Source organism: Bacillus sp. JKS001846 (genome assembly GCF_900176455.1).
GTDB classification, from domain to species: domain Bacteria; phylum Bacillota; class Bacilli; order Bacillales; family Bacillaceae_G; genus Bacillus_A; species Bacillus_A cereus.
Genome location: NZ_FWYG01000001.1, coordinates 2,105,049 through 2,121,261 on the forward strand (window position 1 = coordinate 2,105,049; position 16,213 = coordinate 2,121,261).

Below are 16,213 nucleotides of genomic sequence, written 5' to 3' on the forward strand. Positions count from 1 at the left end.
GGGGTGTAAAGGATGGATAATGAAAAATTATTTGATGAGAAATTAAAAAAGAGAATAAAAGATGAAAATGTTATAGTACCTCCAGAGTTAAATGAAAAAATTAATGGCACGCTACATAATCTTAAGGTGAAAAAGAAGAGTTACAAAATTCATATGATGATAATTAGTGCAGCGGTTTGTATACTTTCAGTGGTATCTATGTCTGAGTTTTCTATACAAAGTTTTGCGCAAAAGGGTGGAGTATTTGAATATGTAAAGAAAAAAGCGTTTTCTGATTATGAAAATGAAGAAGAAATAAAATCGAATGTACATTATCCAGATAAAGAAAAGATTCATCAAAAAATGCTAGATTCTATTGATTATTTTAAAAATATTTCAGGACAATTTGAGGAATATTCTAGCTCATCAAGAATTGCTACAACATATAAGTATGCGATTGATACGGAGAAACAAAGAGGTATCTCTTCGAAAGAAGATAAACTAGCGAAAAAACGAACAATTATATATAACGAGGGCAAGAAAAAAGAGTTTGATGATGAGAAGTATACCTATAAAGAGACAAAATGGAACCCGAAAGGAAGAAACAATGAACTATTAAAATTAAATCCTACGGAAAGGTTAGTGAGAAAATCAGATGAGAAAAAGAGATATGATGATGAATATGTAGGGCTAGCTAAATATAGTATTCAATCAGAATTCGCAGATTTGTTAATTCGATATAAAGATTGGAATTATAAAGAAACGAAATATCTTGGATTAGATTGTTACAAAATTGAAGGAGTTATCAACATAGAGGTGCCTGTTAGCACCTCTGAAGATTTAAGAGGGAAATTCGAAATGGTTGTGGAGAAAAATACAGGGATTATGTTGAAATTTCTTAGTTTTCAAGAAGGCTTGATTCAATATTCAGTTACGACTGAATGGATACAAATAGATAAGGGATTGAAAGAAAGTATGTTTCAAAAGGATAGCGCTAAATATGAAAAAATGAAAAACATATTGGGTGAATAGAAACAGGAGGAGAGTAAATGGGGAATCATTCATCTTTAAGAGAAGAGAAAAATAAGCAAAAATATAAAAAGAAAACGATAGTAAGTTTACTACTGGCGGTATTACTATTTGGTGGAATTGGCTATGGAGCCTATGTATATATGAAAACTTCTAGTCTCGTACAAAAATCTAATTTGAATTTAGCACGAGGCGAAAAATCCAATTTACGTGAGAAATCTGTAAAGCCAATTGCAAATCATGTTTCACTTTTAATTATGGGAATTGATGAAAATCAAGAACGACAAAAGGAATATAATGGTGCATTTCATACAGATGCATTATTGTTAGCGACTTTTAATAAAGACGATAAAACAGTGAAATTAACGAGCATACCGCGTGATACATATACATATGTTCCAGTTGAAAAGAAAAAAGATAAAATAACCCATGCATATGGAAGTGGTTTCGTTAAAAATGGTAAAGATGGAGGACCGCAAGCTTCTGTGGAAGCGGTAGAAAAATTGTTACAGGTGCCTGTTGATTATTTTGTGAAATTTAATTTTGGTTCCTTTACTAAAATTGTTGATGGGTTAGATGGTATTGAAGTGGATGTCCCAGTTGAATTTACGGAGCAAAATAGTAAAGATGAACCTGATGCGATTCATTTGAAAAAAGGATTACAAAAATTAAATGGGGAAGAAGCACTTGCACTAGCAAGAACGCGCCATATTGATAGTGATGCAATGAGAGGACAGCGCCAACAACTTGTTATTGAAGCGATTTTAAGTAAATTAAAAAGTGTAGGATCGATTACGAAGCTAGAAAAAATAGTTGAGGCGGTTGATGGTGATTTTAAAACAAATTTAGTAATGGATGATATTTTATCTTTTTATAAATACGGTTTAAACGGTTCAGTTGAAAAAATACAATTAGCTGGTGATGATTTATACTTACCTAATGGCCCAAACGGGCAACGTGTATATTATTATAATCCTAATAAAAAAGATCTACAGAGTTTGAGTAATACTCTTAGAACACATCTAGGATTAAGTGAAAAGCAAATTGAGGAGAATTAAAGCAGACGAAATGTCTGCTTTTTTATTTTTGTAGAAAAGATGTTTTTAGATATATGCATTATTTATTAGCAATAATTAACAAGTATTCAAGCGGTAAATGAGATCGAAGTGATTAAAACAACGAATGTGTATGAATGCAAAATAAGGTTTGAACAACATATGGAATTTTTATGAATATTACTGTAAAAAAATAATTTTTTAAAAATTTTCAATAATAATACTTTACAAAAATTAAAAAATTAGTAGAATAAGAATTAGTAAGAATCGTCTGATAAATATATAGAGAAAAACAGAATTATCAGAAAATTCTTTAATAGCTATCGTTAAGAATTAGGGAGGGTACAAAATGAAAAAGAAACAAATGAAAAAACTAACAGCAGTTGTAGCACCGGTTTTAGCAATGAGCATGGCGTTAACAGCATGTTCTACATCAGGTGGAGATAAGAAGACAAGCACAAATTCTAACTCTAGTGGAGATAGTAAGTCAGGGGAAAAATTAGCAGCAAAACAAGTGCTAAACCGCACAGAAACAAATGAGATCCCAACAATGGATACTTCAAAAAATACAGATACATTAGGTTCTCAAATTTTAGGAAACACAATGGAAGGGTTATATCGATTAGATAAAGATAATAAACCAATCCCAGCTGCAGCAGAATCTAGTACGAAAAGTGAAGATGGTAAAAAATATACATTTAAACTACGTAAAGATGCAAAATGGTCAAATGGTGATCCTGTAACAGCAAAAGACTTTGCTTATGCATGGCAACGATTATTAGATCCAAAAACAACTGCAGAATATGCGTTTATCGCATTCCCAATTAAAAATGCAGAGGCGATTAATAAAGGTGAAAAACCAGTAACTGAACTAGGAGTTAAGGCGGTAGATGACTATACATTAGAAGTTGAATTAGAACAAGCGGTACCATACTTCTTAAACTTAGTAGCGTTTCCATCGTACTATCCATTAAATGAGAAGTTCGTAAAAGAAAAAGGTGATAAATACGGTTTAGAGTCTGATACAACAGTATATAACGGACCATTCGTTCTTACTGATTGGAAGCATGAGCAAGGCTGGAAACTAAAGAAAAATGATCAATATTGGGATAAAAAGACTGTAAAATTAGATGAAATTAACTATAGTGTAGTAAAAGAAATAAATACAAGGGTAAACTTATTTGATACAGGTGCAATTGATTTCGCACTTCTATCAGGTGAATTCGTTGACAAATATAGAAATAACAAAGAGGAGTTTGGCACATACTCACAAGTAAGTACATTCTTCTTACGTATGAATCAAAAACGTGGTGGACAAGATACACCATTAAAGAGTCAGAAATTACGTGAAGCAATCGCGCTTTCTATCGATAAGAAAAATCTAGCAAACGTTATTTTAAATGACGGATCTAAACCAGCAGACTTCTTAGTACCGAAAGGGTTAGCGACTGGACCAGACGGAAAAGACTTCCAAGAAACATTTAAAAATGGTATCAAACCAGATGCGAAAAAAGCTGCTGCAGCCTGGGAAGAAGCGAAAAAAGAACTTGGAAAAGACCAAGTTACAATTGAGCTATTAAACTATGATACTGGTAATGCGAAAAAAGTTGGGGAATATGTAAAAGATCAAATTGAGAAAAACTTAAAAGGTGTAACTGTTAATATTAAACTTCAACCATTCAAACAAAAACTGAAATTAGAAACAGAGCAAGATTATGATTTATCATATGCTGGTTGGGGACCTGACTATGCTGACCCAATGACATTCTTAGATATGTTCCAGTCTAAACATTCTCATAACCAAATGAGCTTCGCTGATCCAAAGTATGATGATATGATCAAAAAAGCTGGCACTGAATTAATGGGTGACGCGAAGAAACGTTGGGAAGAGTTAGGGAAAGCTGAGAAATTACTTCTTGAGCAAGATGTAGCACTTGTACCTTTATACCAACGTGGTGATGCATATGTTCTAAAACAAAATATTAAAGGTATTGTAAAACATAATATCAGTCCGGAATATAGCTTTAAATGGGCATATGTAACTGAAAAATAATAGAGTAAAAAAAGCATTTCAAAGTAGCTTAGCTACCTTGAAATGCTTTTTTGTATATTGCAAATTAAAATGTAAACTTGTAGTATAGCAAAATAAAGAAGAATAAGGAGCAAAGTATGCACATATGGTAGATGGGGGATAAGCTCTACTAAATTACAAAAAGTTAAAACCAGAATATTTAAAATAAAACTATTTACAAATACGAAAAAAAGAGTAGAATAACATTAGTTGTAATTTTCCGAAAAATAAATCTTTAGTAAGGAGTCTCTCAAGGGTTGGTAATGTACATATAATTAGGGAGGGTACAAAAATGAAGAGAAAAAAGATGAAAAAGTTAACGGCAGTTGTAGTACCAGTTTTAGCGATGAGTGTTGCATTGACAGCATGTTCTGGGGCAGGTGGGGAAAAGAAAACGACTACTACATCAAATAGTGGAGAAGAAAAAAAATCTGATATTAAATATGCAGCGAAACAAGTATTAAATCGTACGGAAAACCAAGAAATTCCGACGATGGATACTTCTAAATCTACTGATACATTAGGTTCGCAAATTTTAGGGAACACGATGGAAGGCCTATATCGCCTTGATAAAGATAATAAGCCAATTCCTGCTGCGGCAGAGTCTAGTACGAAAAGTGAAGATGGTAAAAAGTATACGTTTAAACTGCGAAAAGATGCAAAATGGTCAAATGGTGATCCTGTAACAGCGAAAGATTTCGTTTTTGCGTGGAAGCGCTTACTTGATAAGAATACTGCGGCAGAATATGCATTTATTGCTTACTATATTAAAAATGCAGAAGCGATTAATAAAGGAGAAAAACCTGTAACTGAATTAGGAGCGAAGGCGGTAGATGATTACACGCTAGAAGTAGAATTAGAAAAACCGGTACCGTATTTCTTAAATTTATTAGCATTCCCATCATACTATCCATTAAATGAAAAATTCGTAAAAGAAAAAGGTGATAAGTACGGTTTAGAAGCAGATACAACTGTGTATAATGGTCCATTCGTTATGTCTTCATGGAAACATGAACAAGGTTGGCAGCTGAAGAAAAATGATAAGTACTGGGATAAAAAGACTGTGAAATTGGAAGAAATTAACTATAGTGTAGTAAAAGAGGTTGCAACGAAAGTAAACTTATATGATACAGGATCAATTGATTTTACATTACTATCAGGAGAGTTTGTAGATAAATATAAATCGAACAAAGAAGAATATGGTGAGTATGCGGAATCAAGTACATTCTTCTTACGTTTAAATCAAAAACGTAACGGACAAGATACGCCTTTAAAGAGCAAAAAACTTCGTGAAGCAATTGCATTATCAGTTGATAAAAAAGGATTGGCAAATGTAATTTTAAATAATGGTTCAAAAGCAACAGATCAATTGGTTCCAAAAGGACTTGCGACAGGGCCAGATGGTAAAGATTATCAAGATACATTTAAAAATGGTCTGAAATATAATCCGAAAAAAGGAGCAGCAGCGTGGGAAGAAGCGAAAAAAGAACTTGGAAAAGATCAAGTTACAATTGAATTGCTAAGCTATGATGATGGAACTGCGAAAAAGATTGCTGACTATGTAAAAGATCAAATTGAGAAAAATTTAAAAGGTGTAACGATTAATACGAAAATTCAGCCGTTCAAACAAAAATTAAAATTAGAAACTGCGCAAGATTATGAAATTTCTTATGCAGGTTGGAGTCCAGACTATGCGGATCCAATGACATTTATTGATATGTTTGAATCGAAGAGCCCGTACAACCAAATGAGTTATTCAAATCCAAAATACGATGAAATGGTAGGAAAAGCAGGTAACGAATTAATGAGTGATGCGAAAAAACGATGGGAAATGTTAGGGAAAGCTGAAAAATTATTCCTTGAAGAAGATGCAGGGTTAGTTCCTTTATATCAAACAGGAAGATCGTACGTAATGAAACCGAATGTAAAAGGAATTGTGAAACATAACATCAGTCCAGAATATAGCTTTAAGTGGGCGTATGTAACTGAGGATGGCGGAAAAAAATAAAGTGAAAGCATTTCAAAAGTGGCTGAGCTGCTTTTGAAATGCTTTTTAGTATGTATAAGGGAATAAATCTCGTTAGCCTATTGAGAATCGGGTAGGTAATTAGGAAGGTTCTATCGGAGGGATTTAGAGAGGTCAGTAAGTAGTAAGACAGATGATAGTAAGAGACCTCATGCTAATAAGAAAAATATAGAACGTAGTAATAGAGTGGAATAAGGGGAGGGATGTTTACATATAGTAGACGGGGATAATTCATATAGTAGTTAAAACAACAAGTTACTATAATAAAAAAATAAATATTTAGAAAATTTTAAAAAATACTTTACAAAATTTAAAAAAACAGTAGAATATTAATTAATAAGAATTTTCTGATAACTAAAGTTAGTAGAGAATTTCTAAATGTTAATATCGTACATATAATTGGGGAGGGTACAAAAAAATGAAGAGAAAAAAGATGAAAAAATTGACAGCGGTCGTAGCACCAGTTTTAGTAATGAGTATGGCATTAACAGCTTGCTCTGGATCAGGAGATAAAGAGAAGGCAAGCACAACACCAAAAAGCGGTGAAAAAGAAGGCGGAAAGCTAGCGGCGAAGCAAGTGCTTAATTTAACAGAGTCTCAAGAGATTCCATCTATGGACTCTGCTAAAGCGACAGACCAAGTATCGTTTCTAGCTTTAAACAACGTAATGGAAGGTTTATATCGACTTGATAAAGATAATAAAGCAACACCAGGAGTTGCTGAATCATATAAAAAGAGTGATGATGGTAAAAAGTATACATTTACATTAAATAAAAATGCAAAATGGTCAAATGGAGAGCCTGTAACAGCGAAAGATTTCGTGTTTGCTTGGAAACGTGCGGTAGATAAAAATACAGCAGCAGAATATGCATACATTATGTTTGATTTGAAAAATGCACAAGCGATTAATGAAGGAAAAGCTGAACTAGATACGTTAGGAGTAAAAGCTGTAGATGACTATACGTTAGAAGTAGAATTAGAAAATCCAGTTCCTTACTTTGTAGAATTAACTTCATTTGGAACATTTTATCCATTAAACGAGAAATTTGTAAAAGAAAAAGGTGAAAAGTACGGTTTAGAATCAGATACGACGTTATACAACGGACCGTTTACATTGACAGACTGGAAACATGAAGAAGGTTGGAAGTTAAAGAAAAATGCACAATATTGGGATAATAAAACAGTTAAGTTAGATGAAATCAACTTTAACGTAGTAAAAGATAGCGGTACACGTGTTAACTTATATGAAAGTGGACAAATCGATCGTTCAGGACTTACATCTGAATTTGTTGACAAATATAAATCAAGCCCCGACTTCTTTACACAAAAAACACCGTCAACGTACTTCTTACGCTTAAACCAAAAACGTGGTGGGCAAGATACAGTGTTAAAGAGCAAAGATCTACGTTTAGCGATTGCAAAAGCGTATGATAAAAAAGGCTTAACGAACGTTATTTTAAATGACGGATCTACACCGGCAGATTACTTAGTACCAAAAGAATTTGCTAAGAGCCCAGATGGAAAAGACTTCCGTAAAGAAAATGGAGATATTTTAAAAACAGATGTGAAAAAAGCAAAAGAGCATTGGGAAAAAGCGAAAAAAGAACTTGGAAAAGATGCAATTACAGTAGAACTATTAAACTATGATGGTGATGGTGCGAAAAAAGTAGGAGAATTCTTAAAAGGAGAACTTGAGAAAAACTTACCAGGTTTAACAGTGAATTTGAAAAACCAGCCATTTAAACAAAAGTTAAAGTTAGAATCAGATCTAGATTATGATTTATCTTACGCTGGTTGGGGACCTGACTACTTAGATCCAATGACATTCATTGATATGTTCGTTACAAATGGCCCTCATAACCAAACAGGATATTCAAATCCTAAATATGATGAAATTGTACAAAAAGGTAAAGGTGAGCTATTAACGAAAACGAAAGAGCGTTGGGATAGCTTACTAAAAGCGGAGAAAATGTTATTGGAAGATGCAGCAATTGCACCATTATATCAACGTGGTGATGCTATCGTTCAAAGACCTAAAGTAAAAGGTATTGTTCACCATCCAGTTGGTGGAGACTACAGCTATAAATGGGCATATATTACAGAGGATAAGTAAGATGAGGGGCGTACAATACGCCCCTTTTTCTATGCACTTTTCTTCCGTGCTCGAATATATAAAATAAAAAAGGGAGAATCCCATGAAGCGAAACACATACATCGATTTCCTAGCTTATTACGGAATAGGAAGTGCTCATCCTGGTGGTTTTACGTTAACAAAACAATTGTTAGCACAACTGCCTTTTAAATATGGAGCGAATGTCCTGGAGATAGGTTGCGGTACAGGGAAAACAGCGGCATATATGACAAGGGAATTTGGTTATAAAGTAACAGCGGTTGAAAAGAATGAAATTATGATTCAAAAGGCAAAAGATAGATGGTTGTTTGAAGGGTTAGATATACAATTAATTGAAGGAAATGTAGAGAATTTACCGTGTTTGAATAACTCATTTGAGTTCGTACTTGGAGAATCAATCATCGCTTTTACAGACAAAGAAAGGGTTATCTCGGAGTGTTATCGTGTATTACAGCAGGACGGTAAGCTTGTTGTCATTGAAATGATTATTGATAGGCACATTGATAAGGGTGAGGAAGAAAAAATCGCCCAATTATATGGTATGAAAGAACTATTAACTGAGAATGAGTGGGTACAATTATTTCAGAAAGCAAATTTTAAAAGAATTACAATTGCTGGTGGTGGCACGATTGCAGAAACGATCTCTGGCTATGTAGAAGAGCCAGAATGGAATGTATCCTCACATATTCCGAATGAGTTATATGAGGCGTGGGTACAGCATGAAAATGTACGGCTTATGTACCAACACATTTTAGGGCATCGTATTTTTATATGTGAAAAATAAAGAAAAAGAGTTGGCTAAAGGTAGCCAACTCTTTACTATGTTAAATGAAAAATAATGCAGCTAATGTAATTCCGAAGATGAAACCAAATCCGAGTTCAACACCCCAGCCACAACCGCCGCCTCCCCAGCCGCCGCAACCACAACTACTACAACCACGACCACCACATCCGCAGCTGCTGAATCCACCACCGCATCCGAATCCACAACTATCACACCTGCTAAGGCCTCCACAAAGGTCACAACCACCGTTTGCATAAGCGTCGTAGTATCCGAACCCTGAATCAAAAGATGAGCGCTGTTGCACCGGTTCGATCCATACAGAGTTTTGTGTCACATCGATTATTTTACCTAAATGTATACGGCCATCACGGTCTTCAATCCGAACAACTTTTCCGAAATAACGTTGGCATGTATCATAACATTTTTGTCTATGCATATTCTTTCCTCCTTCCGCATTACAGTAATACGATATGTAAGGGGGACAAGTGCGGCTTGTACGAATGCCCTATCTATCATAATTGTTATAGGAAAGGGGAAATATAAGAAGAGGATATATAAGGAGGAAAAGGCATGAAATCTACAGATCAGTTTCAGACATACGAAGTACCATGGGAAGATTTTATTGAAGCGTTACGAGAGGAAATGAAGAAGCAAGTAGGGACAGATATTATTGATACAGTAGTTTGCAATTTAGAAGATGGTTTTGAAGTGTATACATATGTGCAGGGGGATTTAGATTTTGAATATAAGGAGGCGCTTGAGAGAAAATACGGAAGTGATGCGAAGACACCTAATGTGTTAACGATAATGTTATTAGCTAGTATTTATAATACAAGTGAAGAGAATATACGCTTGCATGCGGATAATAAAGAGAATCCGATTGTTGAAGTGTATGTAAAGCAATGAAACACGCTGTGGAAGGCGTGTTTTTTATTTGTATGATAAAATGTTAGAAAATTGAGAAAGAAGGTGAAGGATTGGGAATTAAACATCTTAATTTAACAGTTACAGATGTAACAGCAGCTAGAGAGTTTTTAGAGAAGTATTTTGGTCTAATTTGTAGTGGAACAAGGGGAAATGGCTTTGCAGTTATGCGTGATAATGATGGATTTATACTAACTTTAATGAAAGGAAAAGAAGTTCAGTATCCAAGAACATTTCACGTAGGATTTCCACAAGAAAGTGAAGAACAAGTAGATAAGATAAATGAAAGATTGAAGGAAGATGGATTTTTGGTCGAGCCTCCTAAGCATGTCCATGCGTATACGTTTTACGTTGAAGCACCTGGTGGATTTACAATAGAAGTGATGTGTTAAGTCAAAAATCAAACTTTTTGTTATGTGTTTTTAAAATAAAAAGTAGGAAAAGTCTGTTTTAAGTGTGGAGCTTAAACAGGCTTTTTTACTTATAGTATCGGATAGAAAACGCTAGAAGGAATAATATTCAGTTCTTATAACTGTTTACATAATAAAATTATGCTGGGTTCGTTGTCCTAAAATACAAGTCATATATCTTGTTTCCTCTCATAAATTTAAACATAGGAATTTGTCTACAAAGGTGGCGAAGCCTCATCATGAAAATCCGAATTTGTGCCACGTTCATGTTGTTTCTATTTATATGTTTACCTTTATCAGCTTTTGCAAAAGGAGAGGAGGCAAAGGAAAGGGTCGTTTCACTTGTATATGACGATTCGGGCAGCATGAGAAATAACGATCGCTGGAAATATGCCAATTATGCTTTGCAAAGTTTAGTTGCGCTATTGGATGAAAAAGATAAATTTTCTTACGTTCCAATGAGTAAGCCGAATGAGCCATTAAACATTTCGTTAACGAAGGATAAAAGGCAAACAGAAATTGAGGGAATTGGAGCATGGAAAACGTATTTAAATACTCCATTTAGCGCGGTAGAAACGGCGATGCAATCTATAAAAAAGGAAGCAGATATAGATGGAAAACGTGAATTTTGGCTTATTGTATTAACTGACGGGGCATTTAATGATTTAGAGAAAGATAAGGTTGGCGGAAAAGAACAAATTTTGCAGAAATTAGCCCAGTTTAAGAAAGAAATGGATGCAAAAAAGATATCGTTACATCCAGTCTTAATTACGATGGAAGAAGATTTAGGACAACAAGAAAAAGAACAACTAAATACGTTCAAGGAAATATGGAAGAAAGAGATAAATGGTGTTACGATGCCGTCAAGCGGAGAAGATGGCATTGTAAAAAGTGTAAATCAAGTGGCAGCATTAGTTGCAAATCGTGATCCATTCTCCTCTGTTGAATCGATTGTAAAAACGAAAGTAGTGGGGAAAAGAGTAGAGATTACAACACCGTTTCCGTTAAAGCGTATGACGCTTGTACGACAATCGTCTTCTCTGCCCGATTATCAGGTCACACAAATTTCTAAACCATTACAATTACAATCTTCTTTTTCCATACATGCACCAGGAGAAGCAAAATTGTTCGGAAATATAGTTCATATAAGTACGGAAAATGAGGAAGTTATTAAACCAGGAACTTATACGATAGAAGTGGACCAGGACATTGAGAAAGAAGGACTACAAGTACTAGTTGAACCAGCGCTTAATTATACGGTTTCTACTTATGCCAAAGATGATAGTAGTCAAAAAAATGTAGAGAAAATGTATGAAGGTGTTACTGCTGTTATTGAAGCAAAGCCTACGGAGTTGCCAGTTCAGTCTTCTTACTTTCAGGCAGAATTAGAAATAGAAGGAAAACAGTACCCGATGAAGTGGGACGATAAAAAACATGTATTTTACTACGAAATGAAGATTGCTAAAGGGCTAGTGCGTGGGAAAGTTCATATGAACATAAAGGGATTTTACAGACAGACGAAAGAATTTAAAATCGAAGTAACGGAAAAACCAAAATTATCACTACAAACGATTACGAAAGATTATGAAGAAAAAGTAACAAATTTAGAGAATAGTAAACCGTTTATTATACAACCACAGTTAGATGGTAAGCCGATGACAGAAGAGGCTGTAAAGAAACTATTAAAATCTACTGGTGTCACATCTAAACAATCAATCAACTATGAAATAAAGCAACATGGAAATCAAATCTATGTTTATCCTCGTCCTTATTACTCCGACACATTTAATTTTACAGATACCGGCACCGTAGAAGCTACCATCGTAATGCAGGATTCAAAGTTACAAGAAGTAAAGAAAAACATAACATTCCATATTCAAGATGCTCCGTTTTATGAAAAATATGCGCTTATTTTTAAGTTTGTCATTCCTATCACTTTATTACTGTTAGTAGTAGGAATCATTGTTTTAGGATGGATTGTTCGGCCAAGATTTCACCGGAAAGCACTACTGTATTATGAATGGGATCAAGAGGTAGCGAAAGATTGGCTATATCAATCTGAACCAGAATTACTTCGAAATAAATGGTGGAACCATTATTTTGGGATCCCATTTAGAGCAGAAAGAAAAACTGTGCAATCCGTTACATTTATAGCGAAGAAAGGTTCGAAATCTGTCTTTGTAGCGAAAGAATCACAAGTAGTTGGAATGATTATTGATGGAATGTTTATAACAGAGGATGAAGTAGGAATGGAACATAAGACACTATATCCAAATGAACTTTTACTAATTGATAGAGGATATGGTAAGGAGATTTACAAGTACGAATGTGAATAGTAGGTAGGGATAAGAAGGGGATGGAGTATTCATTCTCTTTCCCTTTTTTCAAACAAGCAAGAATAGGAAGGTGGTTCACATGACATTACAAGTTCCAACAATATTAATTGGTTTAGGTGGAATCGGTAGTACTGTGACGCATCAAATATATGAAAAACTGCCTGAAGAGCGCCGAAAAAAGGTAGCAATGCACGTATTTGATACAGATGTGAATACATTAAGTAAATTTGATCATATTCGAAAGTTTAAGACACAAACAAGTTCTAGTAAAACGCCTAGGGAGTATATTGCAGGAGATCCAACGATCCCAGAGTGGTTTCCGATGGATCCGACTATACTTGATAAGCCATTAACAGAAGGAGCAGGACAGTTACGCGTTATTTCACGTTTAGCGTTACGTGCTGCGATGAAAGAAGATAAATTGACGTCTTTTTGGCAAGAAATCGAGAAAATTTTTCCGGTTACAAGTGATCAAACGGAATATGGTGTGCGTGTCATTATAGTAACATCACTAGCAGGCGGAACAGGTTCAGGGATGTTTCTGCAAATTGCATTATATTTACGTGAAATGCTTCGGAAGAAATTGCAGCATCATAACATTTTAATACGCGGTGCGTTTTTAATGCCGGATGTTTTAGTAAAGACGAGAACAGTTAGCGCGAAAGAATTTGAAACGGTGCAAGCAAATGGCTATGCATCGTTAAAAGAATTACATGCTATTACGCTCGGTTCTACTGGAGAATTATCAAAACGCGGCGGTGTAACAATTGAATTAGAGTATCGCCCTGATCAAGTAGATGAAGACGGAAGAACGAATCATACAATTAAACAACATCATTTACCGTACAATTATTGTTTCTTATACGATTATGAAAACCTACATGGACACCATTTACACAATTTATCAGATTATATGGAACAGATGGCAAATACAATTTATTTACAGTTATTTAGCCCGATGTCCACAAGTCATTTTGCACAAGAAGACAATCAAATTCAGCAATTAGCAGAATCAAGCGGAAAAGGACGATATTGCGGGGCAGGAACGGCAAAACTCATTTATCCGTATGAGCATGTGTTAAAATATTGTGCTTTAAAATGGGCTGTGCAAGGTTTAGATGAATCGTGGCTTCATTTAGATCAACTGTTTCAAGAGAAGAAGCAAAGATATGACCAAGATGTAAAACGTGGGATGCAGCGTGAAAAGCCGGAGAGAGGTAAAAGTTATTTAGAGGACTTGGAACATCTTGCTACCCGTCCAGAGCAAGCTCATATTTTCTATAGACAAATGTACAATGAAACACGTGAAGGAGCAGAGGGTGGTAAGCTCGGAGTTGCGAAATCAAAACTGTTTTTAGAAGCTGTAGAAAGTTATGTACAACGAACGGTGCAAAAAGATGAGGAATTAAATCGTCTGCAACATGAGTGTAAAATTTCAGCTGCGAAACTGAAAATGATGGAACAAATGAAAGGTGAAGTGGCAAGAGTGGATCATGCGGTTCGTTTATATGCGTATGCGATTCCGAGCCGTGTACATGAACATGTAACGACACTTTTATATGACATGATTGAATCAGACCGCTTTTCACCAAGTGGTTCTGAAGGGCAGTCCTATCAATTAAATACATGGTTTTTAAAGAAAACAGATCCAGTTCACCCAGTAGCAGCACGTTTTATGTTATATGAAATTCGAAAGCAGTTAGTGGAAAAAATGAATCGACTACATGAAAATAATGAACAAAAGCGAAATGTAATTCAAAACTACGATAAAAAATTTAATGTGGGTAATATCGATGGAACGGTAACGGCTGTACGCCGAGTAGAAATTGCTCAACAACAAGGCTGGTTTGGAAAAATGATTAATAATCAGCAACGTTTATTCAAAAGAGAATTTGAAGACATCATAACGCAATATGTACACAAATTAAATGAATATCGAAAAGAAATGCTATTAGAACTTGTATATCAATCGCTATATCAAGCAGTTAATAAAATGATTCAATATTGGGAAAGATTTTTTGATAATTTACATGAAACACGTGAAAATTTACTGTTTGAAATCCAAAAGCGCAGTAAGGAATTTGAAGGGAAAACAAACCCGACGAATGTATATGTATTAGCTGAGGAACAGCTGCAAGAAAAGATATGGCAAGATATGCAGCAACATTTAAATTTAGGTGTACTACCGAAAGATATATCAGCGGAAATTTATATGAGTTTGTACGGGGAATATTGTCGTGATGCGAAAACAGAAGAGATTCAGTCGAAAAAGGTAGAGGATTTCTACCGAGAACATATACTGAGCTATTGTTATGACGAACTGCAAGTACGCTATCGTGATAAATTAGAACTGAATATCATTGAAGCGTTGCGAAAAGAAGCAGATTATAAGAAACGTGATCGCGATGAATACGTTCGTGAAAAAATTGAAGACCTGTTCCATTTAGCGAGTCCATTCGTTCCGAAAGTTGCTCATCATAGGGAATTACAATATTGGGGTATACATCCTTCTTTAAAGAAAGAGCTGCAAGAGGAATTAATTCAAGAAATGTTTAAAGAAAAAGATACAGTACATGAAGCCTTTTCGCCATTTGAAGTAATCTGTTATCGAGCGCATTACGGCTTATCGCTGCAAGATTTTCCTAAATTATCATCAGGACATATTTCAAACGGATTTATGAATGATAAAGGTGACTATTTCCAATCGTATTATCGCCGTGTAAATAAATTAAATAGTAAAAAATCTAGTTTAACGCCGCATTTAGATAAGTATTGGCACTTACCAGCCTTTATGCCAGATTTAAACGCGACTCAAACAAAATTAGATTATGATAAATGTAATCGTGCATTACTATACGCATATATGTATCGCTGGATTAGTTTAGTTGCTGTTGATGGACAATTTGTGTATCAATATAACGGTGTAGGACGTAGCTTTTTAATTCAGTCGATGGGGAAAAATATTTCAAGCGAAAGTTATAAATTACACAGAGCATTGCTTCATAATCCGTTTATTTATGAAAACATCTTGTCACGATTTGAAGAAGAGCAAGAAAAGGCGATGATACAAGGTGGACATTTATATACACATCCGTTCGTATTAGGAGCCCAAGATGTAAGATGGCTTAGAAAAGAACATGTCCACAATCTTTTAGATATGATTTTAATGTATGACCGTGAAGCGAAGTATGATCCGACATTAGAAGAAACATCAGATGAATTATTAAGACTATTCCTCGATGAAATCGAGTTGTATTTCCAGAACTATTACGGTACAGGTGCCGATATGGTGGCAAAGAAAGAGAAAGAAATGTTTATTAAACAATTGTGGGATCGCTCGCATGCAAAAGGATATGTAGATCCAAATAGCGCTCCGTATAAAAAATGGCAAAATTTATTAAGTGTTCAAGATGAAGAAGAAACGCCAAAAACGAATGTATAATGAATGAAAAGGGAATCCTTAAAAGT

Annotated in this window: 11 protein-coding genes; 10 read left to right on the forward strand and 1 reads right to left on the reverse strand. The window is 34.7% G+C overall.

From position 1 onward, the window contains the following. The first annotated feature begins 12 nt into the window (after window positions 1-12). The 6 genes from B9A45_RS11500 to B9A45_RS11525 all read left to right on the forward strand — a co-directional run bounded on the left by B9A45_RS11500 (window position 13) and on the right by B9A45_RS11525 (window position 9,075). Entirely contained in the window at window positions 13-1,011 is a 999-nt protein-coding gene (locus B9A45_RS11500; RefSeq protein WP_084064043.1) for an anti-sigma factor, read from the forward strand. Window positions 1,012-1,028: 17 nt separating this feature from the next. Continuing rightward, window positions 1,029-2,066 (forward strand): LCP family protein, encoded by a 1,038-nt coding sequence (locus tag B9A45_RS11505; RefSeq protein WP_000526734.1) that lies wholly within the window; start codon window positions 1,029-1,031, stop codon window positions 2,064-2,066. A gap of 346 nt (window positions 2,067-2,412) precedes the next feature. Beyond that, on the forward strand, window positions 2,413-4,116 hold the full coding sequence (locus tag B9A45_RS11510; protein WP_084064044.1) for a peptide ABC transporter substrate-binding protein: 1,704 nt from the start codon (window positions 2,413-2,415) through the stop codon (window positions 4,114-4,116). A 310-nt stretch (window positions 4,117-4,426) separates the two neighbouring features. Further along, window positions 4,427-6,142 carry a peptide ABC transporter substrate-binding protein gene (locus B9A45_RS11515; RefSeq protein ID WP_142263051.1) on the forward strand — a complete coding sequence of 572 codons (1,716 nt, stop codon included), beginning with the start codon at window positions 4,427-4,429 and terminating at the stop codon, window positions 6,140-6,142. A 436-nt stretch (window positions 6,143-6,578) separates the two neighbouring features. Beyond that, on the forward strand, window positions 6,579-8,273 hold the full coding sequence (locus B9A45_RS11520) for a peptide ABC transporter substrate-binding protein (RefSeq protein ID WP_000823448.1): 1,695 nt from the start codon (window positions 6,579-6,581) through the stop codon (window positions 8,271-8,273). An 82-nt stretch (window positions 8,274-8,355) separates the two neighbouring features. After that, entirely contained in the window at window positions 8,356-9,075 is a 720-nt protein-coding gene (locus tag B9A45_RS11525; protein WP_000828242.1) for a class I SAM-dependent methyltransferase, read from the forward strand. 40 nt (window positions 9,076-9,115) lie between these two features. Here B9A45_RS11525 and B9A45_RS11530 read toward each other — a convergent pair whose 3' ends face one another. Further along, window positions 9,116-9,511: a hypothetical protein gene (locus B9A45_RS11530; protein ID WP_000554977.1), complete on the reverse strand. Its 396-nt coding sequence runs from the start codon at window positions 9,509-9,511 to the stop codon at window positions 9,116-9,118. 134 nt (window positions 9,512-9,645) lie between these two features. On the opposite strand from B9A45_RS11530, the gene B9A45_RS11535 reads away from it, so the two are divergent. From B9A45_RS11535 to B9A45_RS11550, 4 genes are all read left to right on the forward strand, one after another. Next, the gene (locus B9A45_RS11535) at window positions 9,646-9,981 is read left to right on the forward strand and encodes a hypothetical protein (protein ID WP_000842888.1); all 336 of its coding nucleotides are present in this window, start codon (window positions 9,646-9,648) and stop codon (window positions 9,979-9,981) included. 71 nt (window positions 9,982-10,052) lie between these two features. Beyond that, window positions 10,053-10,391: a VOC family protein gene (locus B9A45_RS11540; protein ID WP_048568319.1), complete on the forward strand. Its 339-nt coding sequence runs from the start codon at window positions 10,053-10,055 to the stop codon at window positions 10,389-10,391. Window positions 10,392-10,648: 257 nt separating this feature from the next. Then, a complete protein-coding gene (locus B9A45_RS11545; RefSeq protein ID WP_084064045.1) occupies window positions 10,649-12,745 on the forward strand; it encodes a vWA domain-containing protein in 2,097 nt (698 codons plus the stop codon). Between the two features lie 79 nt (window positions 12,746-12,824). Further along, window positions 12,825-16,187, forward strand: coding sequence for a tubulin-like doman-containing protein (locus B9A45_RS11550; protein WP_000175107.1), 3,363 nt, complete (start codon window positions 12,825-12,827; stop codon window positions 16,185-16,187). Window positions 16,188-16,213 lie beyond the last annotated feature (26 nt).

Bases quoted from the DNA above. Each gene is read 5' to 3' on its own strand.
- B9A45_RS11500 (WP_084064043.1), top strand. From the start codon at position 13: ATGGATAATGAAAAATTATTTGATGAGAAATTAAAAAAGAGAATAAAA.
- B9A45_RS11505 (WP_000526734.1), top strand. From the start codon at position 1,029: ATGGGGAATCATTCATCTTTAAGAGAAGAGAAAAATAAGCAAAAATAT.
- B9A45_RS11510 (WP_084064044.1), top strand. From the start codon at position 2,413: ATGAAAAAGAAACAAATGAAAAAACTAACAGCAGTTGTAGCACCGGTT.
- B9A45_RS11515 (WP_142263051.1), top strand. From the start codon at position 4,427: ATGAAGAGAAAAAAGATGAAAAAGTTAACGGCAGTTGTAGTACCAGTT.
- B9A45_RS11520 (WP_000823448.1), top strand. From the start codon at position 6,579: ATGAAGAGAAAAAAGATGAAAAAATTGACAGCGGTCGTAGCACCAGTT.
- B9A45_RS11525 (WP_000828242.1), top strand. From the start codon at position 8,356: ATGAAGCGAAACACATACATCGATTTCCTAGCTTATTACGGAATAGGA.
- B9A45_RS11530 (WP_000554977.1), bottom strand. From the start codon at position 9,511: ATGCATAGACAAAAATGTTATGATACATGCCAACGTTATTTCGGAAAA.
- B9A45_RS11535 (WP_000842888.1), top strand. From the start codon at position 9,646: ATGAAATCTACAGATCAGTTTCAGACATACGAAGTACCATGGGAAGAT.
- B9A45_RS11545 (WP_084064045.1), top strand. From the start codon at position 10,649: ATGAAAATCCGAATTTGTGCCACGTTCATGTTGTTTCTATTTATATGT.
- B9A45_RS11550 (WP_000175107.1), top strand. From the start codon at position 12,825: ATGACATTACAAGTTCCAACAATATTAATTGGTTTAGGTGGAATCGGT.